General features: G+C 67.8%; 32 protein-coding genes and 2 pseudogenes. 26 read left to right on the forward strand and 8 right to left on the reverse strand.

What is annotated here, in order from left to right:
- From BM013_RS40015 to BM013_RS40085, 15 genes and pseudogenes are all read left to right on the forward strand, one after another.
- Window positions 1-94 (forward strand): annotated as a pseudogene (locus tag BM013_RS40015) (elongation factor Tu); the annotation flags it as partial.
- A gap of 21 nt (window positions 95-115) precedes the next feature.
- Entirely contained in the window at window positions 116-430 is a 315-nt protein-coding gene (gene rpsJ / locus BM013_RS40020) for a 30S ribosomal protein S10 (protein WP_007838118.1), read from the forward strand.
- 302 nt (window positions 431-732) lie between these two features.
- Complete coding sequence (locus BM013_RS40025) at window positions 733-2178, forward strand: hypothetical protein (RefSeq protein ID WP_256221907.1); 1446 nt, start codon at window positions 733-735, stop codon at window positions 2176-2178.
- A gap of 10 nt (window positions 2179-2188) precedes the next feature.
- A complete protein-coding gene (locus BM013_RS40030) occupies window positions 2189-2788 on the forward strand; it encodes a hypothetical protein (protein WP_093136298.1) in 600 nt (199 codons plus the stop codon).
- 205 nt (window positions 2789-2993) lie between these two features.
- Window positions 2994-3674, forward strand: coding sequence for a 50S ribosomal protein L3 (rplC, locus tag BM013_RS40035; RefSeq protein WP_093136301.1), 681 nt, complete (start codon window positions 2994-2996; stop codon window positions 3672-3674).
- Window positions 3674-4294, forward strand: a complete 621-nt coding sequence (gene rplD, locus BM013_RS40040) for a 50S ribosomal protein L4 (protein WP_093136303.1) — start codon at window positions 3674-3676, stop codon at window positions 4292-4294. The genes rplC and rplD overlap by 1 nt, the downstream gene beginning before the upstream one ends.
- On the forward strand, window positions 4291-4626 hold the full coding sequence (gene rplW / locus BM013_RS40045) for a 50S ribosomal protein L23 (protein WP_093057773.1): 336 nt from the start codon (window positions 4291-4293) through the stop codon (window positions 4624-4626). Before rplD ends, rplW begins: the two co-directional genes overlap by 4 nt.
- A 2-nt stretch (window positions 4627-4628) precedes the next feature.
- Window positions 4629-5453 carry a 50S ribosomal protein L2 gene (gene rplB / locus BM013_RS40050; protein ID WP_093136306.1) on the forward strand — a complete coding sequence of 275 codons (825 nt, stop codon included), beginning with the start codon at window positions 4629-4631 and terminating at the stop codon, window positions 5451-5453.
- A 10-nt stretch (window positions 5454-5463) separates the two neighbouring features.
- Window positions 5464-5742: a 30S ribosomal protein S19 gene (rpsS, locus tag BM013_RS40055; protein WP_007838132.1), complete on the forward strand. Its 279-nt coding sequence runs from the start codon at window positions 5464-5466 to the stop codon at window positions 5740-5742.
- A 9-nt stretch (window positions 5743-5751) separates the two neighbouring features.
- The gene (gene rplV, locus BM013_RS40060; protein ID WP_007838134.1) at window positions 5752-6084 is read left to right on the forward strand and encodes a 50S ribosomal protein L22; all 333 of its coding nucleotides are present in this window, start codon (window positions 5752-5754) and stop codon (window positions 6082-6084) included.
- 17 nt (window positions 6085-6101) lie between these two features.
- The gene (rpsC, locus tag BM013_RS40065; protein ID WP_081266126.1) at window positions 6102-7013 is read left to right on the forward strand and encodes a 30S ribosomal protein S3; all 912 of its coding nucleotides are present in this window, start codon (window positions 6102-6104) and stop codon (window positions 7011-7013) included.
- A gap of 52 nt (window positions 7014-7065) precedes the next feature.
- Complete coding sequence (gene rplP / locus BM013_RS40070) at window positions 7066-7482, forward strand: 50S ribosomal protein L16 (RefSeq protein ID WP_093136308.1); 417 nt, start codon at window positions 7066-7068, stop codon at window positions 7480-7482.
- 55 nt (window positions 7483-7537) lie between these two features.
- Window positions 7538-7747, forward strand: a complete 210-nt coding sequence (rpmC, locus tag BM013_RS40075; protein WP_093136311.1) for a 50S ribosomal protein L29 — start codon at window positions 7538-7540, stop codon at window positions 7745-7747.
- A 9-nt stretch (window positions 7748-7756) separates the two neighbouring features.
- On the forward strand, window positions 7757-8026 hold the full coding sequence (rpsQ, locus tag BM013_RS40080; protein ID WP_007838145.1) for a 30S ribosomal protein S17: 270 nt from the start codon (window positions 7757-7759) through the stop codon (window positions 8024-8026).
- 82 nt (window positions 8027-8108) lie between these two features.
- Window positions 8109-8615 (forward strand): peroxiredoxin, encoded by a 507-nt coding sequence (locus tag BM013_RS40085; protein WP_093136314.1) that lies wholly within the window; start codon window positions 8109-8111, stop codon window positions 8613-8615.
- Between the two features lie 5 nt (window positions 8616-8620).
- Here BM013_RS40085 and BM013_RS40090 read toward each other — a convergent pair whose 3' ends face one another.
- Window positions 8621-9211, reverse strand: a complete 591-nt coding sequence (locus BM013_RS40090) for a GNAT family N-acetyltransferase (protein ID WP_093136317.1) — start codon at window positions 9209-9211, stop codon at window positions 8621-8623.
- 289 nt (window positions 9212-9500) lie between these two features.
- A complete protein-coding gene (locus BM013_RS40095) occupies window positions 9501-9998 on the reverse strand; it encodes a TlpA disulfide reductase family protein (RefSeq protein WP_093136320.1) in 498 nt (165 codons plus the stop codon).
- 148 nt (window positions 9999-10146) lie between these two features.
- Here BM013_RS40095 and BM013_RS40100 point away from each other — a divergent pair, with 148 nt between their 5' ends.
- The 11 genes from BM013_RS40100 (at window position 10147) to BM013_RS40150 (ending at window position 18918) form a co-directional block, all read left to right on the forward strand.
- Window positions 10147-10674: a hypothetical protein gene (locus BM013_RS40100; RefSeq protein WP_093136323.1), complete on the forward strand. Its 528-nt coding sequence runs from the start codon at window positions 10147-10149 to the stop codon at window positions 10672-10674.
- Between the two features lie 178 nt (window positions 10675-10852).
- On the forward strand, window positions 10853-11308 hold the full coding sequence (locus BM013_RS40105; RefSeq protein ID WP_093136325.1) for a PTS sugar transporter subunit IIA: 456 nt from the start codon (window positions 10853-10855) through the stop codon (window positions 11306-11308).
- Complete coding sequence (locus tag BM013_RS40110) at window positions 11277-11546, forward strand: HPr family phosphocarrier protein (protein WP_081266134.1); 270 nt, start codon at window positions 11277-11279, stop codon at window positions 11544-11546. The genes BM013_RS40105 and BM013_RS40110 overlap by 32 nt, the downstream gene beginning before the upstream one ends.
- Window positions 11547-11655: 109 nt before the next feature.
- Complete coding sequence (gene ptsP / locus BM013_RS40115; protein WP_093136328.1) at window positions 11656-13464, forward strand: phosphoenolpyruvate--protein phosphotransferase; 1809 nt, start codon at window positions 11656-11658, stop codon at window positions 13462-13464.
- A gap of 206 nt (window positions 13465-13670) precedes the next feature.
- Window positions 13671-14057 carry a DUF4148 domain-containing protein gene (locus BM013_RS40120; RefSeq protein ID WP_093136354.1) on the forward strand — a complete coding sequence of 129 codons (387 nt, stop codon included), beginning with the start codon at window positions 13671-13673 and terminating at the stop codon, window positions 14055-14057.
- 151 nt (window positions 14058-14208) lie between these two features.
- Window positions 14209-14673, forward strand: coding sequence for a Spy/CpxP family protein refolding chaperone (locus BM013_RS40125; RefSeq protein WP_093136330.1), 465 nt, complete (start codon window positions 14209-14211; stop codon window positions 14671-14673).
- A complete protein-coding gene (locus BM013_RS40130) occupies window positions 14666-15181 on the forward strand; it encodes a DUF4260 domain-containing protein (protein WP_093136333.1) in 516 nt (171 codons plus the stop codon). The genes BM013_RS40125 and BM013_RS40130 overlap by 8 nt, the downstream gene beginning before the upstream one ends.
- A 5-nt stretch (window positions 15182-15186) precedes the next feature.
- Window positions 15187-15567: a hypothetical protein gene (locus BM013_RS40135; protein WP_256220107.1), complete on the forward strand. Its 381-nt coding sequence runs from the start codon at window positions 15187-15189 to the stop codon at window positions 15565-15567.
- Window positions 15568-15617: 50 nt separating this feature from the next.
- Complete coding sequence (locus BM013_RS40140; protein ID WP_177206639.1) at window positions 15618-16313, forward strand: response regulator transcription factor; 696 nt, start codon at window positions 15618-15620, stop codon at window positions 16311-16313.
- 29 nt (window positions 16314-16342) lie between these two features.
- Window positions 16343-17731 carry a HAMP domain-containing sensor histidine kinase gene (locus BM013_RS40145; RefSeq protein ID WP_371271032.1) on the forward strand — a complete coding sequence of 463 codons (1389 nt, stop codon included), beginning with the start codon at window positions 16343-16345 and terminating at the stop codon, window positions 17729-17731.
- Window positions 17732-17874: 143 nt separating this feature from the next.
- On the forward strand, window positions 17875-18918 hold the full coding sequence (locus BM013_RS40150; RefSeq protein WP_093136338.1) for an NADP-dependent oxidoreductase: 1044 nt from the start codon (window positions 17875-17877) through the stop codon (window positions 18916-18918).
- A 28-nt stretch (window positions 18919-18946) separates the two neighbouring features.
- Here BM013_RS40150 and zwf read toward each other — a convergent pair whose 3' ends face one another.
- From zwf to BM013_RS40180, 6 genes and pseudogenes are all read right to left on the reverse strand, one after another.
- Entirely contained in the window at window positions 18947-20410 is a 1464-nt protein-coding gene (gene zwf / locus BM013_RS40155; RefSeq protein ID WP_093136341.1) for a glucose-6-phosphate dehydrogenase, read from the reverse strand.
- Window positions 20411-20470: 60 nt separating this feature from the next.
- On the reverse strand, window positions 20471-20794 hold the full coding sequence (locus BM013_RS40160; RefSeq protein WP_093136344.1) for a hypothetical protein: 324 nt from the start codon (window positions 20792-20794) through the stop codon (window positions 20471-20473).
- 74 nt (window positions 20795-20868) lie between these two features.
- Entirely contained in the window at window positions 20869-21723 is an 855-nt protein-coding gene (locus BM013_RS40165) for a DMT family transporter (RefSeq protein ID WP_093136347.1), read from the reverse strand.
- A gap of 335 nt (window positions 21724-22058) precedes the next feature.
- Entirely contained in the window at window positions 22059-22766 is a 708-nt protein-coding gene (locus tag BM013_RS40170; RefSeq protein WP_093136349.1) for a helix-turn-helix transcriptional regulator, read from the reverse strand.
- Between the two features lie 55 nt (window positions 22767-22821).
- Window positions 22822-23391 carry a hypothetical protein gene (locus BM013_RS40175; protein WP_093136352.1) on the reverse strand — a complete coding sequence of 190 codons (570 nt, stop codon included), beginning with the start codon at window positions 23389-23391 and terminating at the stop codon, window positions 22822-22824.
- Between the two features lie 43 nt (window positions 23392-23434).
- Window positions 23435-23850 (reverse strand): annotated as a pseudogene (locus BM013_RS40180) (citrate transporter); the annotation flags it as partial.

Below are 23850 nucleotides of genomic sequence, written 5' to 3' on the forward strand. Positions count from 1 at the left end.
CCCGATCGCGATGGAAGAAGGCCTGCGCTTCGCCATCCGTGAAGGCGGCCGCACCGTGGGTTCGGGCGTCGTGGCCAAGATCCTCGACATCTAAGCCGGACGCAAAGGAATCACCATGGCAACCAAGCAAAAAATCCGCATCCGCCTGAAGGCATTCGACTACAAGCTGATCGACCAATCGGCCGCTGAAATCGTGGACACCGCGAAGCGCACCGGCGCGATCGTCAAGGGCCCCGTGCCCCTGCCGACCCGCATGAAGCGTTTCGACATCCTGCGTTCGCCGCACGTCAACAAGACGTCGCGCGACCAGCTGGAAATCCGCACGCACCAGCGCCTGATGGACATCGTCGACCCAACCGACAAGACCGTGGACGCGCTGATGAAGCTCGACCTGCCGGCTGGCGTGGACGTCGAGATCAAGCTGCAGTAATTCATTCGACCTCGCGTCGGATTTACTAACGAAGCCCGCCTGCAGAAATGCAGGCGGGCTTTGTGATTTTTGGCGGGCAGCTGTGGCATCCTCGCGCACCGGTCTTCTTCACGGCATTGGCCGGGACTGAAACGAGGGCAGCACAAGCTATGAGACAGAAGTTCTCTTTTGCGGCGGGACTTGTGGCGTGTATCGCGGCGGCGGCTTTGCTGGCCGCTTGCGGCGGCGGCGGCAGTGGAGGCGGGGGCGGCGGCGGTATCCCCTTGTTGCCGTTGCCCGTTCCCTCGGCGGCCCCCGTCACCTTGAGCGGCACGGCCACCTACGAGTCGGTGCCCAATGTCAGCGGCGCACTCGTGTATGCCGACACCTCGGTCAAGCCGGTGCGCGGCGCCTACGTCGAAGTGCTCGATGCCGGCGGCAACCAGCTGGTTGCAACCTCGACGGACGACAGCGGCGGCTATGCCGTGAGCGTGCCCAGCGGCACGACCGTCGTCGTTCGCGTGCGCGCGCAGCTGACCCGCCCCGGGCCGGGCGCGACCTGGGACGTCACGGTGCGCGACAACACACGCTCCAGCGCCATCTATTCCATGCAGTCGTCGGCGTTCTCGACCGGAACCGCGGCCCTCACGCGCGACGTGCGCGCCGGCAGCGGCTGGGGCGGGTCGAGCTACACCGGCGAGCGTGTGTCCGGCCCGTTCGCCGTGATGGACACGGTCTACACCGCGATGCAGAAAGTCCTGTCCGTGGCGCCGGCGACCGCATTTCCGTCGCTGAAGGTGTTCTGGAGCGTGAACAACACGAACGCCGGCGGCAGCGTGGCGCTGGGACAGATCGGCACCACCTTCTTCATCGACCGGACCTCCGGTGCCGAGATCTACGTGCTCGGCAAGGAAAACGTGGACACCGACGAATTCGACGCGCCCGTGATCGCGCACGAGTGGGGCCACTACTACCAGGCCTCCTTCAGCCGGGACGACTCCACCGGCGGGGCGCACACCACGGGCGAACGCGTCGACCGCCGGCTGGCCTTCTCCGAAGGCTGGGGCAACGCCTGGTCCGGCATCGCGCTGGGGCGCGGCAACTATGTCGACTCGGGCGGCCCCGGCCAGTCGCAGGGCAGCAATCTCGACCTGTCGAAAGGCCCGGCGTCCAATCCGGGCTGGTTCCGTGAAACCTCGATCCAGCCGGTCTTCTGGAACCTGAACCAGCAGGTCGGGTTCAAGCCGATCCACGACGCCATGACGAGCTCCCTGTTCATCGGCGGTGCGCCGGTCACGTCGGTCCACCCGTTCACGGCGGCATTCAATGTGGTGGCGCCGGGCAGTGCCTCGGCGCTGGCCACACTGCTGGCCGGGCAGGTCATCAACGCAGCCAACAACGATGCCTACGGCCAGCAGGAAACGAACGACGGGGGCGTGGCGGCCGCGCTGCCGATGTACAAGACAGCCTCGACCAACGGTGCCGTCACCCAGGCCTGCGTGACGAACGCGGCCGATCCGGCGCGCGACGGCAACAAGCTCGGCAGCTTTGCGTACCTGCGGTTCACGGCGCTGGCCAACCGCCCCCACCAGTTCGCGATTTCCACGCCCGCGGGCGCCAGTCCCAGCTTCTCGATCTACCGTGGCGGCCTTTTGAGCAGCAACACCGGCTCGGTCAACCTGGCCGCCGGTGAGCACGTCCTGGTGATCAACGACCTCAACAATTCCTCCGCCAACACCTGTTTCGGCGTTGCGATCCAACAGCAGTAGGGAGACCGCCATGAAACTGCGCTCCAGCTCCAGTTCGGCGATTGCCGCCGTGGCCTGGCTGATGCTCGCGGCATCGCCCGCCTTTGCGGACGGGGTTCCCGCCCCTCGCGCCGGCAAACATGCGGCGCCTTCGCACGCGGCACCCTTGACGGTCGCCGCGCGCAAGCCCAACGACTCCGGCGTCACCATCCAGTACAGCGTGGCGGGTGTGGCGCAGATCGGACGCCCGGTCTCGATCACCCTGCAATTCGACGGCGTCACCGATCCGGCCGGCGCCACCGTGCGCCTGAGCACCGACGCCGGCCTGACCCTGGCGACCGCCGGCACCCTGGCGCTGCCCGCAGGCCAGCGCACGAGCATGACCGCAACGGTGACCAGCGACCGGGAAGGCTTGGCCTACCTGAACGTCTTCGTCACGCAGAACGGCGCCATGAGCATCGTCGCGATCCCGGTGCAGACCGGGTCGGCTGCGCCGAGCATGAAGGGCGCGGGCGAGGTGAAGTCGTCCTCCGAGGGTGAAAAGATCATTTCTTCGCCCGCGAAGGAGCCCAGAGAGCCCAGAGAGCCCAGAGAGCTCAAAGAGCCGAAAGAGCCGAAAGAGCCGAAATAACGCCCGGAAACGGGCGCCACAACCGCACTTGCAATGCGCCCGCACCGCGGGCTATAATCGCTGGCTCTGCCCTTGTTGCGTCCGCAAGGGTGTTGTGTGGGCAGAGATTTATCAACCTTCTTCCGTAGCCGGAGAAATCTGGCAAACGCTGTTGCCAATTGAAGTGGCAGTGGCGGAAGAGGATTTCCATTTTTGGAGAAAACATATGAGTCTGAGCAACTCCCTCGGGTTGCTGGGCCGCAAGGTGGGGATGATGCGTCTCTTCACCGATGACGGGGACGCAGTTCCTGTCACGGTGGTGGATGTGTCCAACAACCGTGTGACCCAGATCAAGTCCCAAGAGACCGATGGCTACGTCGCCCTGCAGGTGACGTTCGGTTCGCGCAAAGCATCGCGCGTGACCAAGCCCCAAGCCGGACACCTCGCCAAGGCGGGTGTCGAAGCAGGCGAAATCATCCAGGAATTCCGCGTCACCGCAGATACCGCAGGTCAGCACAAGGCTGGCGGCGTGATCACGGCCGGCAGCGTTTTCTCCGTGGGCCAGAAGGTGGACGTGCAAGGCACTTCCATCGGCAAGGGCTTCGCTGGCACGATCAAGCGTCACAACATGAGCTCGCAACGCGCGTCGCACGGTAACAGCCGTTCGCACAACGTTCCCGGCTCGATCGGTATGGCACAAGACCCCGGTCGCGTGTTCCCCGGCAAGCGCATGACGGGTCACCTCGGTGACGTCACGCGCACGACGCAAAACCTCGACGTGTTCCGCATCGACGAAGCACGTCAACTGCTGCTCATCAAGGGCGCGATTCCGGGTTCGAAGGGTGGCTTTGTCACCGTGCGTCCCGCCATCAAGGCCAAGCCGCAAGCGGCTGAAGGAGCGAAGTAATGGAACTCGAACTCCTGAACGAACAAGGCCAGGCCGCGTCGAAGTACGACGCCCCCGAGACCGTGTTCGGCCGTGACTACAACGAAGACCTGGTTCACCAGATCGTCGTTGCATTCCAGGCCAACGCCCGCCAAGGCACGCGCGCCCAGAAGGACCGCGAACAGGTCCATCACTCGACCAAGAAGCCTTTCAAGCAAAAGGGAACGGGCCGCGCCCGTGCCGGTATGACGTCCTCGCCGCTGTGGCGCGGGGGTGGCCGGATTTTCCCGAACATGCCTGACGAAAACTTCTCGCAGAAGATCAACAAGAAGATGTACCGCGCCGGCATGGCCGCCATCTTCTCGCAGCTCGCTCGCGAAGGCCGTCTGGCCGTGGTCGATTCGCTGACCGTGGATTCGCCCAAGACGAAGCCGCTGGCAGCCCGTTTCAAGGCGATGAATCTCGAGTCCGTGCTCGTGATCGCCGAAGAAGTCGACGAAAACCTGTACCTTGCCTCGCGCAATCTGGTCAACATCCTCGTGGTCGAACCCCGTTACGCCGATCCGGTGTCGCTGGTTCACTACAAGAAGGTGCTGGTCACCAAGGGTGCCGTCGACAAGCTCAAGGAGATGTTCGCATGAGCCGCGTGAACCCTACCGCCGCTGAACGTACGTTCGAAGAAGGCCGCCTGATGGCGGTGCTGGTCGCCCCGATCGTGTCCGAAAAGGCCACGATGGTCGGCGAAAAGTCGAACGCTGTCACTTTCAAGGTGCTGCAAGACGCCACCAAGCCCGAGATCAAGGCCGCTGTTGAACTGATGTTCAAGGTCGAAGTCCAGGGCGTGTCGGTGCTCAACACCAAGGGCAAGACCAAGCGCTTTGGCAAGTCCATCGGCCGCCGCGACAACGTTCGCAAGGCCTATGTGACGCTGAAGGCCGGTCAAGAGCTCAACCTCGTCGGGGAAGGCGCTTAATCATGGCCGTCATCAAGATGAAACCCACTTCGCCGGGCCAACGCGGCGCGGTGAAGATTTCGCGTGACCACCTGTACAAGGGTGCTCCTCACGCAGCCCTGCTGGAACCCCAGTTCCAGAAGGCCGGCCGTAACAACAACGGTCACATCACGATCCGTCACCGTGGCGGTGGTTCCAAGCACCACTACCGCGTTGTCGACTTCGTGCGCAACAAGGACGGCATCCCGGCCAAGGTCGAACGCATCGAGTACGACCCGAACCGCACCGCCCACATCGCTCTGGTCTGCTACGCCGACGGCGAGCGCCGCTACATCATCGCCCCGCGCGGTCTTGAAGCCGGTGCAACGCTGATGTCGGGCGCCGAAGCCCCGATCCGCGCCGGCAACACCCTGCCGATCCGCAACATTCCGGTCGGCTCGACGATCCACTGCATCGAACTGCAACCCGGCAAGGGCGCGCAGATCGCGCGTTCGGCCGGCACGTCGGCCACGCTGCTGGCTCGCGAAGGCGTCTACGCCCAGGTCCGCATGCGTTCGGGTGAGGTGCGTCGCATCCACATCGAATGCCGCGCAACCATCGGCGAAGTGGCCAACGAAGAGCACAGCCTGCGCCAACTCGGCAAGGCAGGCGCCAAGCGCTGGAAGGGCATTCGCCCGACCGTGCGCGGCGTCGTGATGAACCCGGTCGACCACCCGCACGGTGGCGGCGAAGGCAAGACTGGCGAAGGCCGCCACCCTGTCGACCCATGGGGCAATCTGACCAAGGGCTATCGCACCCGTAACAACAAGCGCACGCAGGTCTTCATCGTGTCGCGTCGCAAGAAGTAAGGGATAGCCAATGACTCGCTCTCTCAAAAAGGGTCCTTTCGTCGACCACCACCTCGTGGCCAAGGCCGACAAGGCCGTGACGACCAAGGACAAGAAGCCGATCAAGACCTGGTCGCGCCGCTCGATGGTTCTGCCCGAATTCATCGGTCTGACCATCGCTGTGCACAACGGCAAGCAACACGTGCCCGTGTACATCACCGACCAGATGGTCGGCCACAAGCTCGGCGAATTTGCGCTCACGCGCACGTTCAAGGGGCACCCCGCGGACAAAAAAGTCCAGAAGAAGTAAGGAACGACCATGTCTGAAACACGTGCAGTCCTCCGCGGTGTCCGCCTGTCGGTCGACAAGGGCCGTCTGGTCGCGGACTTGATCCGCGGCAAGAAGGTCGATCAAGCGCTCAACGTTCTGCAGTTCACGCAGAAAAAGGCCGCTGTGATCATCAAGAAGGTGCTGGAGTCGGCTATTGCCAACGCCGAGCACAACGACGGTGCCGACATCGACGAGCTGAAGGTCAAGACCATCTACGTCGAGCAAGGTGCAACGCTCAAGCGTTTCACCGCTCGGGCCAAGGGTCGCGGCAATCGCATCAGCAAGCCCACGTGCCATGTGTACGTGACGGTCGGCAACTAAGAAGGCCTGGAAGAAATATGGGACAGAAAATCCACCCAACCGGGTTCCGCCTTGCGGTTACCCGTAACTGGTCCAGCCGCTGGTACGCAAGCGACCGCGATTTCGCGGGCATGCTGGCCGAAGACATCAAGGTTCGCGAATACCTGAAGAAGAAGCTGAAGAACGCTTCGGTCTCGCGCGTCATGATCGAACGTCCCGCCAAGAACGCACGCATCACGATCTACTCGGCACGTCCGGGCGTCGTGATCGGCAAGAAGGGCGAAGACATCGAGAACCTCAAGCGCGAACTGGGCAAGCAGCTCGGCGTGCCGGTTGCGGTCAACATCGAAGAAGTGCGCAAGCCCGAAATCGATGCACAGCTGATCGCCGACAGCATCACGCAGCAGCTCGAAAAGCGGATCATGTTCCGCCGCGCCATGAAGCGCGCCATGCAAAACGCCATGCGTCTGGGTGCCCTGGGCATCAAGATCATGTCGGCTGGCCGCCTGAACGGCATCGAAATCGCACGTACCGAGTGGTACCGCGAAGGCCGCGTGCCGCTTCACACCCTGCGCGCCGACATCGACTACGGCACCTCGGAAGCCAAGACCACGTACGGCGTCATCGGCGTCAAGGTCTGGGTCTACAAGGGCGACACGCTGGGTCGTAACGACCTGCCGGCCGTCGAAACGCCGCGTCCTGAAGAAGAACGTCGTCCGCGTGGTCCCCGCCGTGATGGTCGCCCTGGCGACCGTCCGGGTGGCGACCGTCGTGGTCCCGGCCCCCGTGCCGGCGGCCGTGGCCCGATCGGTGGCAACACCGCTCCCGCCGATGGCAGCGACAAGCCCGCAGAAGCAACCGGCGGTGCCGGTGCAGACTCGAAACCCGCCGTTAAGCGCGTCCGCAAAGCCGCGCCCGCTGCAGCAGCGGACGGTGCCAAGACCGAGTAATCGGTCGCTCCCGGGCGCGAAAGCGCCTGGGGCCCTCACGGAGTAACAAAACATGCTGCAACCTGCACGCAGAAAGTTCCGCAAGGAACAAAAGGGCCGCAACACCGGCGTCGCAACCACGGGTAACTCGGTTGCGTTCGGTGATTTCGGTCTCAAATGCACCGATCGCGGCCGCCTCACGGCACGCCAGATCGAAGCCGCTCGTCGCGCGATTTCGCGTCACGTGAAGCGCGGTGGCCGTATCTGGATCCGCGTGTTCCCGGACAAGCCAATCTCTACCAAGCCCGCTGAAGTGCGGATGGGTAACGGTAAGGGCAACCCCGAGTACTACGTCGCTGAAATCCAGCCCGGCAAGATCGTGTTCGAGATCGTCGGCGTGCCCGAAGAACTCGCTCGCGAAGCGTTCCGCCTGGCCGCCGCCAAGCTTCCGCTGCGCACGACGTTCGTCGCTCGCCAGCTCGGCGCCTGAGAGGAGAACACTGATGGCAACCCGTAAGAAAAAAGAAACCGCGGCTCCGGCCAAGGTGACCAAGGCCGCAACCCTTCGCACGAAGGATGTCGCTGGCCTCGAAACCGAAATCAAGGACCTGCAGAAGGCCCACTTCGGTCTGCGCATGCAGAAGGCCACGCAACAGCTGTCGAACACCTCGACGCTGCGCGTGACGCGTCGCGACATCGCTCGCGCCAAGACCATTCTTGCTCAGAAGCAGCAAGAAACCCCCGCCGCCAAGTAAGGAGTGAACATGACGGAACCTAAAAAATCCCTCAAGCGCACCTTGATCGGCAAGGTGGTCAGCGACAAGCGTGCCAAGACCGTGACCGTGCTGGTCGAGCGCCGTGTGAAGCACGAGCTCTACGGCAAGATCGTGGCCAAGACGAGCAAGTACCACGCCCATGACGAAAAGGGCGAGTACAAGCTGGGCGACACCATCGAGATCACGGAAAGCCGTCCGATCTCGAAGACCAAGAACTGGGTCGTGACCCGTCTGGTCGAGAAGGCAGTTCTGGTCTAAGCGTCCAGATCTCCCGGCTCCCGACAGCCCACTCGAAAACGGCCCACAATGTGGGCCGTTTTTCTTTTTCTGGAGCATCTACATGATCAAAGTCGGCGACACCCTTCCCTCGGCCACCCTGCAGGAGTATTCCGAAGTCGAGGGCGAAGGCTGCAGCATCGGCCCGAACGCCGTGGACGTGGCCAAGGCCTCGGCCGGCAAGACCATCGCGCTGTTCGCACTGCCCGGCGCCTTCACGCCCACCTGCTCGGCCAAGCATGTGCCCGGCTACGTGCAGCACTTCGACGACTTCAAGGCCGCCGGCGTGGACGAGATCTGGTGCGTGAGCGTGAACGACGCCTTCGTGATGGGCGCCTGGGCGCGCGACCAGAAGACCGGCGCCAAGGTGCGCATGCTGGCCGACGGCAGCGCCGACTTCGCCAAGGCCACGGGCCTCACGCTCGACCTGAACGGCCGCGGCATGGGCCTGCGCAGCAACCGCTACTCGATGCTCGTGAAGGACGGCAAGGTCGCGACGCTGAACGTCGAGGCACCGGGCAAGTTCGAGGTCAGCGACGCCGACACGCTGCTGGCGCAAGCCCGCGGCTGAATCTCTTAATAGAGATCCGCCTTCAGGTAGTGGGCCCCGGCAACGGGGTTGTGATAGTAGGGCGGCACCTCTTCGAAGCCCAGGTCTTCGTAGAGGGCCCGCGCCGACTCCATGTCGTCGAGGGTGTCCAGCAGCACGCAGCCGTAGCCCGCGCCGCGTGCGGCATCGAGGATGGCCTCGGCCAGCTGCCGGCCCAGGCCCAGCCCGCGGAAGCCGGGGCGCACGTACAGGCGCTTCATTTCCGCGGCATTGGCGTAGTCCGCGTTGTCCAGCGGACGCAGCGCACAGCAGCCTGCCACGTGCACCAGCGTGCCGTCGGCGCGCTTCAGCATCGGCGCCTGCCGGCCGGCTTCTTCCTTCACGTTCGCGGGATCGACCAGCGCCAGCAGCAGCGTGCCGCGCGGTTCGGCGTAGTCGCCGGGCAGGGAGGCCAGCTCGCCGTCGAAATCCTGGAAGTCCAGGTCGATGCCCAGCGAGGCGGCGTAGTCGCGGAAGATCGCGCGCGTGGCGTCAATCTCGTGCGCTTCTTCGGGCATGACCAGCACGACGGCCGGCATGGCCGAGAGCGGCAGGGGGCGTGATACGGAGAAGCTCATGCGCGCACGCAAGAAGCCCGGCAGGCCTCGCCAGTGCCGGAGAGCGGGCCGGAAACTGCGGCCGCGAAGGAGTCGGTCATCGAGGAAAGCGCGCGGTGGCGCAATGCTGCGGAAGGCGCAGATTAGCAAAATCCGGCCGCCCATCTGCTTCGGGTTGTTGCTATTGGCCGCTCGAAAGCCGTCCTCTAGGCCTGCTCGGCGGCCTCGGAGCGGCAAGCTCCAAAACAAAAGGCGCCCTTTCGGAGCGCCTTTTGCGGGGAAGCAGGGGGAAGCAGGGGGCCGCGAAAACTCAGGCCTCGGCCAGCAGCTTCTCGATCAGCTTGTGCAGCTCGGCGAAATCGGGCTCGCCCACATAGCGCTTCACGATCTCGCCGCGCTTGTTCACCAGGTAGGTCGTCGGCGTGAGCTTCACGTCGCCCCAGGCCTGCGCCACGCTGCCGGTGTTGTCGATGGCCACCTTGAACGGCAGCTTGCGCGTTTCGGCGAAGTTGACGACGTAGCTCGGCGGGTCGTAGCTCATGGCCACGGCCAGCGTGTCGTAGCCCTGGGCCTTGTACTTGTCGTAGGTGGCGATGACCTTGGGCATCTCGCCCACGCAGGTCACGCAGCTCGTGGCCCAGAAGTTGACCAGGGTGACCTTGCCCTTCAGGTCGGCGGTGCTCTTTTGCGTGCCGTCGAGCAGCACGAAGGTCGAGGCCGGCGCGGCGGTGGCGCCGGAGTTGAAGTACACGCCCGCGCCAACGGCCAGCGCAAGGACGACGGAGGCAGCGGCGATGTATTTCTTCATGGCACCAGGGATGAGGAGGGCGGCGCGATTTTAGTTCCGCACGCCGGATCGTGCTGGCGACGCCTCGACTGGTCCGGCCGCCCCGTCGCGCGGCACGGCACAGCACATACGGCACAGCACATACGGCACGGCCGATAATCGCTCCCCCATGCCGTCCCCCGCCCCCCGTCCCTGGCTCGCGCTGGCCGCAGCCGTCCTGCTCGCCGCCTGCAGCCCCACCTTCAACTGGCGCGAAGTGCCGATCGCCGAATCGGGCCTGGTCGCGCTGCTGCCGTGCAAGGCCGACCGCGCCAACCGGGCCCTGCCGCTGGGCGCCGAGTCGGTGCAGGTCGACATGACGGGCTGCGAGGCCGGCGGCGCCACCTTCGCCATCGCGCATGCCTCGGCCAACGGCCCGGAACAGGCCCAGGCCTGGCTCCATGCGTGGCGCGCCGCCACGCGGGCGCAACTCGGCGCGGCGCCCGTGACCGAAGCGCCTGCGGAACTCCAGCGCGCCACCGCCACGCCGCCCCCGCTGCGGCTTGACGCGGCGCAGGGCGCGGCGCCGCTGCAGATCCTGTGGTTCGCCCAGTCGCAAAAGGACGGCAGCGTCGCGCTCTACCAGGCGACCGTGCTCGGCAAGCCTTCGTCGCCCGACGCGCCCAAGACCTTCTTCGAAGGCCTGCGTCTTCCATGAGCGCGCAGGCTCCACAGCAATGCCAATCGCCCGCCATGGTTCCGATGGCTGCCTGCGGGCCCGTCCAGGCAGCGTCATTTCATGCCGGACTGTCCCTTTTTCGCCGCTCGGGCGTTGTGTCACATATCTACTTACCCTGGACGCCCCCGCATAATCGACGCGTCGTCCTCCGCTCCGCATGAACAGCATCCTCATCATCGCCCACTCACCGTTCGCGCACGCGCTGCGGCAGTGCGCGCTGCATGTGTTTCCCGACAGCGAGCAGGCCATCGTCGCGCTCGACGTGCTGCCCAACGTGTCGCCCGAAGAAACGCTGGCCGCCGCGCGCATCACGCTCGAGCAGCAGTTGCGCGCGCCCCGTTCGCAGGTGCTGGTGCTGGCCGACGTGTTCGGCGCCACGCCCTGCAACGTGGCGCAGAAGCTGGTGGACGGCGTGCGTTCGCGGCTGGTGGCGGGGGTCAACCTCCCGATGCTGCTGCGCGCGGTGACCTACCGGCACGAACCGCTGGAGACACTGGTGCAGCGCGCCCTCGCGGGCGGTACCGCGGGTGTCATGCAGGTGGCGGTCGCGGCTCCCCAGAACCAGGCGAAAAGAAAGCACAGTGATCAAGAAATCCGTGACCATCAGCAATAAGCTGGGCCTGCACGCACGCGCATCGGCCAAGCTCACCAAGCTCGCAGGCAGCTTTCCCTGCGAGGTGTGGCTGTCGCGCGGCGACCGCCGCATCAATGCCAAGAGCATCATGGGCGTGATGATGCTGGCCGCCGGCCTCGGCTCCACCGTCGAGCTCGAGACCAACGGCCCGCAGGAGGAAGAAGCCATGAACGCCATCGTCCACCTGATGGACGACAAGTTCGGCGAAGGCGAATGAAATGGCCCACCCCCAGGCTTCCTCACTTCGTGTAACCGCCGGCCCCCTCGCAGGGGACGATGCCGGGCGCCCGGCAAAGCCGCTTCGACGGCATCTCGCAAGCTAGGTCATGACCTTCGCAGTCCACGGCCTTCCCGTTGCCCGTGGCATTGCCATCGGGCGCGCGGTGCTGGTGGTGTCCAGCCGCATCGACGTGGCCCACTACTTCATCAAGCCCGAAGAGATCGAGACCGAGATCGACCGCGTGCGCACCGCGCGCAACGCGGTGGCCGAAGAGCTCGTCAAGCTGCAGGCCAACGTCGCGCAGATGGGCCCCAACGACGCGCCGCACGAACTCGCCGCGCTGCTCGAGGTGCACCAGATGCTGCTGCAGGACGAAGCCCTGAGCGGCGGCGTGAAGCACTGGATCAGCGAGCGGCTCTACAACGCCGAATGGGCGCTGACCACGCAGCTCGAGATCATCGCGCGCCAGTTCGACGAGATGGAAGACGCCTACCTGCGCGAGCGCAAGGCCGACCTCGAGCAGGTGGTCGAGCGCCTGCTGCACCGCATGAAGGGCACGGCCGCCGTGCTCGCGCCGAGCCCGCCGCGGCGCAAGCGCGCCGCCGCCGCGGACGACGACTCCGACAACGACGACCCCACCGCGGGCGACGGCATCGACGTGCCGCTGGTGCTCATTGCGCACGACCTGTCGCCGGCCGACATGCTGCAGTTCAAGAAGAGCGTGTTCGCCGGCTTCGTGACCGACGTGGGCGGGCGCACCTCGCACACCGCCATCGTGGCGCGCAGCATGGACATTCCGGCCGTGGTCGGCGCGCGCACCGCGAGCCAGCTGGTGCGCCAGGACGACTGGGTCATCATCGACGGCGACGCCGGCGTGGTGATCGTCGACCCGTCGCCGATCATCCTGGCCGAGTACGGCTTCAAGCAGCGCCAGGGCGACCTCGAGCGCGGCCGGCTCGCGCGGCTGCGCCACAAGCCCGCCGTCACGCTCGACGGCCAGCGCGTCGAGCTGCTCGCCAACATCGAGATGCCGGAAGACACCGCGGGCGCGGTCAAGGCCGGCGCCGTGGGCGTGGGCCTGTTCCGCAGCGAGTTCCTCTTCATGGGCCGCGAGTCGTCCACGCGCCAGACCCGGCTGCCCGACGAGGAAGAGCAATACCAGGCCTACAAGCGCGCGGTCGAGGGCATGCAGGGCATGCCGGTGACGATCCGCACCATCGACGTGGGCGCCGACAAGCCGCTGGACAGCAAGTCGGCCAACAAGCAGGAGCACCTGAACCCCGCGCTCGGCCTGCGCGCCATCCGCTGGAGCCTGGCCGACCCGGCCATGTTCCTCACGCAGCTGCGCGCCATTCTTCGCGCCGCGGCGCACGGCGAGATCCACCTGCTGATTCCCATGCTCGCGCACGCCAGCGAGATCCGCCAGACGCTGTCGCTGATCGACTTCGCGCGCACCGAGCTCGACAACCGCGGCGTGGTGCACGGCCAGGTGAAGCTCGGCGCCATGATCGAGATTCCGGCCGCCGCGCTCACGCTGCGCATCTTCCTGAAGCACTTCGACTTCCTGTCGATCGGCACCAACGACCTGATCCAGTACACGCTGGCCATCGACCGGGCCGACGAATCGGTCGCGCACCTCTACGACCCCGCGCACCCCGCGGTGCTGCGCCTGGTGGCCGACACCATCACCGAGTGCCGGCGCCAGGGCAAGGGCGTGTCGGTGTGCGGCGAAATGGCCGGCGACGTGGCCTTCACGCGCCTGCTGCTGGGCCTGGGCCTGCGCAGCTTCTCGATGCACCCTTCGCGCATCCTCGCGGTCAAGCAGGAGGTGCTGCGCGCGGACACCGGCAAGCTCGAGGCGTGGGCCAAGAGCGTGCTCGAATCGGACGACCCCGCCGCCACCATGGCGGGCTGATTCATTCGCGAAACACCGAGGAACCGGCTTTGCCGGGCCTCCGGTGTTGCCCCCGGCAGGGCGTGGAGGAGCGACACGAAGTGCGCGCAGCCTGGGGGCGCGCCGAAATATAACGATACACGCCGCAACCGTGGCGAAAGGACTTGCGCGGCGCGCGCAAGCACGATCAGGCCTTCTCTTCCAACCCCGAAAGAAAGGCCTGCATCATGAAGTTCGTCTCCACCTCCGTCTCGTTCTCCCAGATCATCGCGATCAGCTCGTTCGCCATGCTCGCCGCCGCCGGCGCCAAGGCCGAGAGCTACGAGGGCGTGCAGCCCGCGGTGTCGGCCAAGAGCCGCGCCGACGTCAACGCCGAAGCCATGCGCACCGCCTCGGCGCCCAACCAGAACGTGGTGCGCGGCTCGCGCGGCGCCGAGACCATGGCCGTGTCGATGGAGCGCGACCGCGTCGTCGCCGAGGCCATGCGCACCGCGGCCGCGCCCGACCAGAACGTGTCCTCCGGCTCGCGCGTGAACAGCAAGGTCATCTCGACCCTGCAGAACCCCGTCGACGCGCGCGCCGCGGCCATCAACGCCAAGAGCAGCCGGCTGTAAGCAGCCCTTCAACCGCGCTTCAACCGCGCTTCGGGCTGTTGCCACCCCCGTCGCAATAAAGCGAAACACGCCGATACCCCGGCGAGAGGACCTGGCCCGGTGCGCATCGCACCATCGAGCTTCCTCCTCACAAGACAACCAAGGACTTGAAATGAAGCACTGGATCAAACGCACTCTCTTCGGTTTCGCGGGCGCCGCCATGGTGGCCGGCAGCATCGCCGGCTGTGCCGGCCAACGCCACGGCTGGAGCGGCGACAGCGCGGACTTCCGCGCGAAGATGGTCGAGCGCGTGGGCAGCAAGCTCGAGCTCGACGCCAACCAGAAACAGAAGCTCACCGTGCTCGCCGAGAAGCTGCAGGCGCAGCGCGAAGCCATGCGCGGCGCGGGCGGCTCGGGCGACCCGCGCTCGCAGTTCAAGGCGCTGTTCGCGGGCAACAAGCTCGACCAGGCCGGCGCTACGCGCCTGGTCGACGAGAAGACCACCGCCGTGCGCAACGGCAGCCCCGAGATCATCGCCGCCGCCGCCGACTTCTACGACAACCTGAACGCCGCCCAGCAGCAGAAGGTGCGCGACTTCATGGAGCGCGGCGGCCGCCGGTGGAGCCACCGTGGCTGACGTCGGCCCAGCCCCGGGCTTCGCGCGCTTCGGGTCGCTTCGCCTTCCCGCTCTGCGGGGGCAGCAGCAATGGCCCGGCGAAGCCGCTTCCACGGTGTCTCGCGAGCAGGCCGTCGAGCAGGGCACCGCGGGCACGGTGGGCGGCGTTCGCGCGCTGCTGCGCATCGAAGGCGTCGCGGTGTTCGCCGTGGCGCTGGCTGCCTACGCGCAGTTCGGCGCGGGCTGGGGCGCGTTCGCGCTCTGGCTGCTGGTGCCCGATCTCTCGCTGCTGGGCTACCTCGCGGGCCCGCGCGTGGGCGCGGCGCTCTACAACGCGGCGCACTCGTACGCGGGCCCCGCGCTGCTGCTGGCGCTGGGCGTGTCCGCGGCCATGCCGTGGGCGGTGGCCGGCAGCCTGATCTGGCTGGTCCACATCGGGCTGGACCGCGCGCTGGGCTACGGCCTGAAGTACGCCGCGGGCTTTGCCTTCACGCACCTGGGGCGCATCGGAAAGGCCGATCCATGGTGAGCGGCGTGAACCGATTGCCCCACGCGCGCATCGCGCGCATCGCACGCGCCTGGATGCTCGCCGAAGCCCTCTCGCTCGGCCTGGCATCGGCGGTGCACGCCGGGCGCATCGTGCCAGGCTACGCGCATGCGCCCGCCCGCGTGGCCGAATCGGTGATTGCCACCGTGCTGGTGCTCGCCACGGTCGAGACCTGGCTGCGCCCCGGCGACGCGCGCCGCGCCGCCATCTTCGGCCAGGGCTTCGCGCTGCTGGGCACATTGGTCGGGTTGGGCACCATCGTCGCGGGCATCGGCCCGCGCACCGTGCCCGACGTGGTCTATCACGCGCTGTTGCTCTCACTCCTGGTGACGGGCCTGACCTGGGCGGTGCGATGCCGGCAGGTCTGATGGTCAGCGAAGTCATCCGCCATTTCCTTGCCAGGAGGCACAATCCCGCCATGCCGCGCATCCTGCTGATCGACGACGACGAACACCTCGCCGCGCCGCTGACCACCTACTTCGCACGCTTCGGCTGCACGCTCGAAAGCGCGGTGCGCCCGAGCGAAGGCCTCGCCAAGCTGCGCGCGGGCACCTACGACGCGGCGATCCTCGACGTGATGCTGCCCGAGATGGACGGCTTCGCGCTGTGCCGCGAGATCCGCAAGGAAAGCGACATTCCCATCGTGATGCTCACCGCTCGCGGCGAGGTGATGGACCGCGTGGTCGGCCTGGAGCTCGGCGCCGACGACTACGTGCCCAAGCCCTTCGAGCCGCGCGAGCTGGTGGCGCGCGTGCAGACCATCCTGCGGCGCCAGCGCAGCGTGCCGCAGGCGCCGGCCGCCAGCAGCCAGCAGCGCGTGTTCGACGGCCTGGCCATCGACCTCGACCGGCGCCAGGTGCTGCGCCACGGCGAGCGCGTGGAGCTCACCGGCACCGAGTTCGAACTGCTGGCGCTGCTGGCGGGCGAGCCCGGCAAGGTGTTCAGCCGCGACGACATCCTGAACCGCCTGCGCGGCCACGAGGCCGAGCTCTACACGCGCGCGGTCGACATCGTGGTGAGCCGCCTGCGCAAGAAGCTGGAGCCGCTGGACTGCATCAAGACGCTGCGCAACGCCGGCTATGCGCTGGCGGTCGCACGCAGCGAGGCGGCATGAGCGTCAACCGCAGGGACCATCGCGCAGCCATGCGCGAGATGCGGCGCCGCATGGCGTGCCATGAGGACATGTCGCGCGAAGAGTGGCGCACCCAGTGGCACGCGCGCTGGAACGAGAAGGTGCAGGGCAAGCGCCGCTGGCGCCGCTCGCTGCGCGTGCGGCTGGTGCTGATGTTCGTGATGCTCGCGCTGGTGATGGCGGCGGTGTTCATGGGCGGCATGAAGAAGTCGTTCTCCACCGGCTGGGCCGAGGCCGCCAAGCCCATGCTGACCGACTACACCGACCGCCTGGTCGCGGAGATCGGCACGCCGCCCGACGTGACACGCGCGCAGGCGCTGGTGGCCCGGCTGCCCATCACCATCCGCATCGTCGGCCCCACCGTCAACTGGGACTCCAACCCCGGCGGCGCGAGCAGCCCCGGCGGCTGGATGCACGACCGCGAGGACGTGTTCGGCGGCGAGAAGTGGTTCATTCGCCCCACCGCCGACGGGCATCGCGTGATCTTCGGCTGGGCGCCCAAGCTCTGGGAGCTGGCGCCGCGCGTCATCGGCTGGGCCACGCTGGGCCTGCTGCTGTCGTGCGTGCTGCTGGCCTATGCCTACGTGAGCCGGCTGCTGCGCCCGCTGATCGACATCCGCGAAGGCGCGCAACGCTTCGGCCGCGGCGAGTTCACGCAGCCCATTCCCGTGCGCCGCAACGACGACCTGGGCGACCTCGCGCAGCGCATCAACACCATGGCCGACGACATCCAGGCCATGCTGGACGCCAAGCGCGGCCTGCTGCTGGCGCTGAGCCACGAGCTGCGCTCGCCCCTCACGCGCGCGCGGCTCAATGCCGAGCTGCTGCCGGCCACGCCCGAAGGCCAGGCCGAGCGCGAGGCGCTGCTGCGCGACCTGAACGAGATGCGCGACCTCATCAGCGACCTGCTGGAAAGCGAGCGCCTGGCCAGCCCGCACGTGGCGCTGCTGCGCGAGCCGGTCGACCTGGCGGTGCTGGTCCGCGAGACCGTGGCCGAGATGCCCGGCGCGCAGCACGTGCACCTCGACCTGGCCGAAGGCCTGCCGCCGCACGGCGTGGATCGCATGCGCATCCGCCTGCTGGTGCGCAACCTGCTCGACAACGCGCTGCGCTACAGCGCCGGCGCGCCGCGTCCGCCCTGTGTGTCGCTGCGCGCGGTGCTCGACGGCAAGAAGCAGGGCGTGGAGATCGAGGTGCGCGACCATGGCCCCGGCGTGGACGAGGAACAGCTCGAGCGGCTCACCGAGCCCTTCTACCGCACCGACGGCGCCCGCGCGCGCGCCACCGGCGGCGTCGGCCTGGGCATGTACCTGTGCCGGCTGATCGCCGAGGCGCATGGCGGCGAGCTGACGGTGCGCAACGCGCAGCCGGGGCTGCAGATCATCGTCAGGTTGACCTAGCACGGGGAGCGCGCGCTGGCCCGGGCGGCGCGAGCTCATGGGCCCCCGCCGGCGCTGTCGCCTGCGCTACCCGGCCGGGCCGGGCCCCACGGCTACGATGCGCCTCCGTGCCAGCGTCCGTCATTCAAGGTCAAGGAGACACCATGAGCAGCCCCCTCACCAACCACCAGGTCCGCCTCGCCAAGCGCCCCGAGGGCACCGCCACGCGCGAGAACTGGAAATTCACCACCGAGCCTGTCGGCGAGCCGGCCGAAGGCGGCGTGCTGGTCAAGACGCTGTCGCTGTCGCTCGACCCCGCCATGCGCGGCTGGCTCAACGACGCCAAGAGCTACATCCCGCCCGTGGCCATCGACGAGGTGATGCGCGCCGGCGGCATCGGCCGCGTCGTGGCCTCGAAGAACCCCAAGTTCGCCGTCGGCGACACCGTGTACGGCACGCTGGGCGTGCAGGAATACATCCTGATCGCGCAGGAAGACCTGAAGCGCAACGGCCTCGTGAAGGTCGACCTGAGCGTCGGCACCATCGGCCAGTGGCTCAATGTGCTGGGCATGCCGGGCATGACCGGCTACTTCGGCCTGATGGACGTGGGCCAGCCCCAGCCCGGCGAGACCGTGGTGGTCTCCGGCGCGGCCGGCGCCGTGGGCCAGACCGTGGGCCAGCTCGCCAAGCTCAAGGGTTGCCGCGTGGTCGGCATTGCCGGCGGCGCCGCCAAGTGCGACTGGGTGGTGAAGGAGCTCGGCTTCGACGCCTGCATCGACTACAAGGCCGGCGAGGGCGCGGTGCGCGCGGGCCTGAAGGAACATTGCCCCAAGGGCGTGGACGTGTACTTCGACAACGTCGGCGGCGAGATCCTCGACCACGTGCTGGCCAAGCTGGCGCGCAAGGCCCGCATCATCATCTGCGGCGCCATCAGCCAGTACAACAACGCCAACAGCATGCCCGCGGCCGGCCCGCGCAACTACCTGAGCCTGCTGGTGAACCGCGCGCGCATGGAAGGCATCGTGGTGTTCGACTACGCCGACCGCTACCCCATCGCCATCGCCGAGATGGCCGGCTACCTGAAGGACGGGCGCATGAAGAGCAAGGAAGACATCGTGAAGGGGCTGGACACCTTCCCCGAGTCGCTCAACAAGCTGTTCGCGGGCGAGAACTTCGGCAAGCTGGTGCTGCAGGTGGCCGAGGCCTGAACAGGCAGAGGCCGTTCCGGTGGGGGCTTCAGCTCCCCACCTTGTTCGGATCGCGCCACGCCCGCTCGAACGGCAGCCGCCACGCGTGCGGCGCAATCAGCTGGTGCACCGGCTTCGGTCCCCATGAGCCCTGCTCGTAGAGCCGCACCGGCGGCGGCGACTCGAGCAGCTGGGTCGACACCTCCCACAGGCGCTCGATGCCTTCGGCCGTGGTGAACAGCGTGCGGTCACCGCGCATCGCGTCCAGGATGAGCCGCTCGTAGGCCTCCAGCACCTCGCCGGCCATGCCGGTGTCGCGCATCGCGAACTGCAGGCTCAGCTTGTCCAGCCGCATGCCGGGGCCGGGGCGCTTGCCGTAGAAAGACAGCGACATCTTCGACGCGTCCGCCAGGTCGAAGGTCAGGTGGTCGGGCCCCTGCGCGCCCACGCCCGAGCCGGGCGGAAACATGCTCTTGGGCGGCTCGCGAAAGGCAATGGAAATGATGCGCTGGCCCTCGGCCATGCGCTTGCCGGTGCGCAGGTAGAAGGGCACGCCGGCCCAGCGCCAGTTGTCGATGTGGCACTTCAGCGCAATGAAGGTCTCGGTGTCGGAGTCGGGGTCGACGCCTTCCTCGCCCCGGTAGCCGCTGTACTGGCCGCGCACCACGTCGCCGGGCTGGATCGGCTCCATGCTGCGAAACACCTTGTTCTTCTCTTCGCTGATGGGCGCGGGCTCCAGCGCGGTGGGCGGCTCCATGGCCATGAACGCCAGGATCTGGAACAGGTGCGTGACCACCATGTCGCGGTAGGCGCCGGTCTGCTCGTAGAAGCCGGCGCGCTTGCCCAGGCCCAGCGTCTCGGGCACGTCGATCTGCACGTGGTCGATGAAGTTGCGGTTCCAGATGGGCTCGAACAGCCCGTTGGCGAAGCGGAAGGCCAGGATGTTCTGCGCCGGCTCCTTGCCCAGGAAGTGGTCGATGCGAAAGATCTGCTCTTCCTGGAACACCTCGTGCAGCTTGCTATTGAGCGCGACGGCGCTGGCCAGATCGGTGCCGAAGGGCTTCTCCATGACGATGCGCGAGCGCTCCACCAGCCCGGCCTCGCCCAGCGTGCGCACCACGGTCAGCGCCGCGCTGGGCGGCACGCTCAGGTAGTGCAGGCGCTGGCACTCGGTGCCCAGCGAGGCTTCGGCCCGGTCGACCGCGGCGCGCAACGCGGCGGCGCCGGCCGACAGCGGCACGTAGTCGAGGGTGGCGGCAAAGGCCTCCCAGGCGGCGGGGGTGGTCTTGCGGCTGCCGAACTCGTCGAGTGCCGAGCGGGCCGCGGTGCGGAAGCCGTCTACATCGAGCTCGTCGAGCGACACGCCGATGATGCGGCAGCCCGGAATGAAGCCGGCGCTGCACAGGTGGAACAGCCCCGGCAGCAGCTTGCGCCGGGCCAGGTCGCCGGTGGCGCCGACCAGCACCACCACCTGCGGGAAACGCGGGCCGACACCGGGAGGGATCTTCGCCATGTTGTTACCTTGGAGCTGTTGTGCCCAAGGCCTAGCGATTTCGGTGCCAGCCTGGGGGAATCAGTCGATGGCGGGGCGCATCGGCACGTCGCCCAGCGCCTCGTCGTCGCGCAGGCTGTGCGCGGCCTTCAGCAGTTCGATCGACATGCCGTCGCTCTGGCCGGCAAAGCCCTTGGCGACGCCTTCGAGCACGGTGGACAGGCCCACTTCGCCGTCGGCGCGGGCGTCCATGCTCACGTTCAGCACCCGTGCCGCCATCTGGCGGTAGGTGATGGCGCCCGCGCTGTCCAGCGCGGCCACCAGGTCCAGGTACAGCGCCAGGTTCAGGTCGAACACCAGCTTGGGGGTGATTTCGAAATCCTCGTTCTTGTTCTTGTTTTCCATGGATGGGCTCCTTTTTTCCTTGGCCTCCACTCTAGCCAGAAAAAGGGTGGGTAACCCGTCGGACACAGCCTGATTCAGTCTCCCCGCGCGCGGGTACCCATCACCGCCGCGGAGATGATGAGCCACGCCGCGAGCACGATGGTCCAGGTCAGCGGGCGGCCTGTGACCAGCAGCAACAAGGCCGTCGAGCCCAGCGGCGTGATGTAGCTCAGGATGCCGATCTGGCGCGCGTCGCCGCGCTTGAGCGCCATGTCCCACACATAGAAGGCCGCGCCCAGCGGGCCCAGGCCGCACAGCACCAGCAGCAGCCAGTCGCGCCCCGACAGCGCCAACGAAGGTTCGAGCAGCACATGACAGCCCAGCGAGAGCAGGCCCGAAACCAGCCCGAACAGGCCGATGGCCGAGGTCGGGAAGGCCGCGACGCGCTGGGTTCCGAGCGAGTAGCTGGCCCAGACGAAGGCCGAGGCCGCGGCCGGCAGGAAGCCCCAGTGGCCGGCCGGCGCCCCGCTCGGCGTGCTGCCGCCGCTCGCGCCGAGGATCGCCGCCGCCGCGCCCGCGAACCCCAGCAGCCCCGCCACGATGTGCAGCGGCCGCAGCGACACGCCCGGCAGCAGCACCGGCGCCAGCACCACCATGAGCAGCGGCCACAGGTAGTTGACCAGGTTGGCCTCGACCGGCGGCGCGTAGCGCAGCGCGATGAACAGCAGGAAGTGGTAGCCGAACAGGCCGTAGATGCCCAGCGCCAGCGTGCGCGGCGGCACTTTCCAGGCGCGGCGGTCGCGCAGCACCAGCGGCCAGCTCGGCACGCTGCCGATGACCAGCGCCAGCCCCGTGAGCAGGAACGGCGGCAGGTGCGACAGGGCGGTGCCGAGCGAGGCCAGCGTGGTCCAGAGCGCGATGGCGAGCAGGGCGTAGACGGTCGAGGACATGAGCGGCGAGGCTACGCGATTCGGTCGTCGCGCAATGGCGGCGCGTCGTCGCGCAACGACGATCCTGGGTCCTGCTCCTTCCCCTCCCGGGGGAAGGTTGGGATGGGGGCGGGCCTTCGAGCAGGCGCCGCGCATTTTCGGAGGCCGTCGTGCCCCCCACCCCGGCCCTTCCTCAGCGGGGGAGGGAGAAACACGAAGACGGAGCCGGTCTTGCTCCTTCCCCTCCCGGGGGAAGGTTGGGATGGGGGCGGGCCTTCGATCAGGCGCCGCGCATTTCGGAGGCCGTCGTGCCCCCACCCGGCCCTCCCCCGGAAGGGGAGGGAGAAACACCGAAGTCAGCGGCGCAGGGCCGCCGTCAGCGCCGAAGGCGACCGGTAGCCCGTGCGGCGCGCCGTCTGCGCCACGCTCAGGCCGCCCAGCCGCAGCTCGCGCGCATGCGCCAGCCGCAGCGCGCGCAGCCACTGCATCGGGCCCGTGCCCTGCTCGTCGCGGCAGCGCTGCGCGAACTGGCTGGCGCTCAGGCAGGCCACCTCGGCCAGGTCGGCCACGCTCAGCGGCTCGTGCCAGCGGGCGCGCGCCCAGTCGGCCAGCGCGGGCCAGTCGATGCGCCGGCGGCGCGAATCGGCAGTGGGCGGCGCGGGGCGCCAGGCTTCCAGCAGCAGCGCCGGGCCATGCAGCAGGGCGAGCGCGGACGCCTGCGGCTGCTGGATGCACTGCGCCAGGTAGCGCGCCAGCGTGTGCAGCTGCGGCGCGTCCACCGGCGCGCGCTCGGCGCAACGCGCCCATGCGGCGTGCGTGGTGTCCAGCACCAGGCACCGGCTGTGCCGCCCGCGCGCCTGGAAGTCGTGCCGGTCGCCGGGCGCGACCACCTGCGCCTCGCCCGCGCCGATGCCGGCACCGCGGCCTTCCACCTCGATCTCGAGCACGCCCTCCAGCCCGATCAGCACCTGGAAGTGGTCGTGCGCGTGGCTGCCGTGCGCGGCACTGTAGTCGCGCAGCACGAGTTCGTGGCGCGCCGGCAGGGAGAAATCGGGAGCGTGCATGGCTGGCGCGGATTGTCCGCGCAGCCTCTGCGCCACCGCAAGTGCAGCGCCTGCGTCAGGTTTGCTCGGCGTCGTGCACCGGCCGGCCGTTGACCCGCACGGCCTCGATCACGCGGCCTTCGCCGGTTGCCAGTGGTTGGGCGCGGCCCTCGGCACGCACTTCGTCGCCGATCTTCAGGCCCAGCCGCTCGAAGCCGTCGGGCCGGGTGTGGACGAAGTCGCCCGTGTCGAGCACCACGCCGTTGGCCTCGCCGTGGCGTGCGTAGTTCAGGCGCACCACCGTGCCGTCGATGCGTTCGCCGGCGCCCGCGTGCCGCGGCGTTTCGCCGTCGACCGAGGCCAGCCGCTCGAAGCGGTACACCGTGTGCGCCGCCTTCCCCTTGGGGGAGGGGCCTTCCTCGGTGCCCTCGATCACCAGCGCCTGGCCGACCTGCAGGCCCGCGAAGGCGGACGCCGCGCCTTCGTCGTGGCGCTCGAAAACGAACTGCGTGGGCACGCCGTCGGTGTCGATCAGCACGCCTTCGACGCCGCCCCTGGGGCTGTACACCAGGTGCTGGAAGCGGCCTTCGACGGACCAGACATCGAGGGTGTCATGGGTGTCGTGGTTGTCATGGGAATGCGCCATGGGGAGTCCTTTGCGTGAGTGGTCGTGGAACGGAAAAACACGATCAACCGAGCCGCAGCAGCAGCGCCGACGCCGCGCACACGACCAGGAAAGGAACGCTGATGCGGTGGAACTCGCGCAGCCCGTGCGGCACCTTGGCCAGCCGCAGCGCGATGAGGTTGGCCAGCGAGCCCAGCACGCAGCCGAAGCCGCCCACGCTCACCCCGGCCGCCAGCGCGGGCAGGTCGTGCACGTAGCGGTCGAGCAGGATGGTGGCCGGCACGTTGCTGATGAACTGCGAGGTGACGATGGCGGCAAGGTAGGCGCGCCAGCCTTCGGCGATCGGCCATTGCCCCACCAGCGCGGCCACGGCCGGCAGCTCGGCGAGCTGGCGCAGGTCGACGAACATCAGCGCGATGATGGCCAGCAACGCCCAGTCGACGCCCAGCAGCACGCGGCGCTGGAACAGCAGGTAGGCGC

This window comes from Variovorax sp. OK605 (assembly GCF_900115445.1).
Classification (GTDB): Bacteria; Pseudomonadota; Gammaproteobacteria; order Burkholderiales; family Burkholderiaceae_C; genus Variovorax.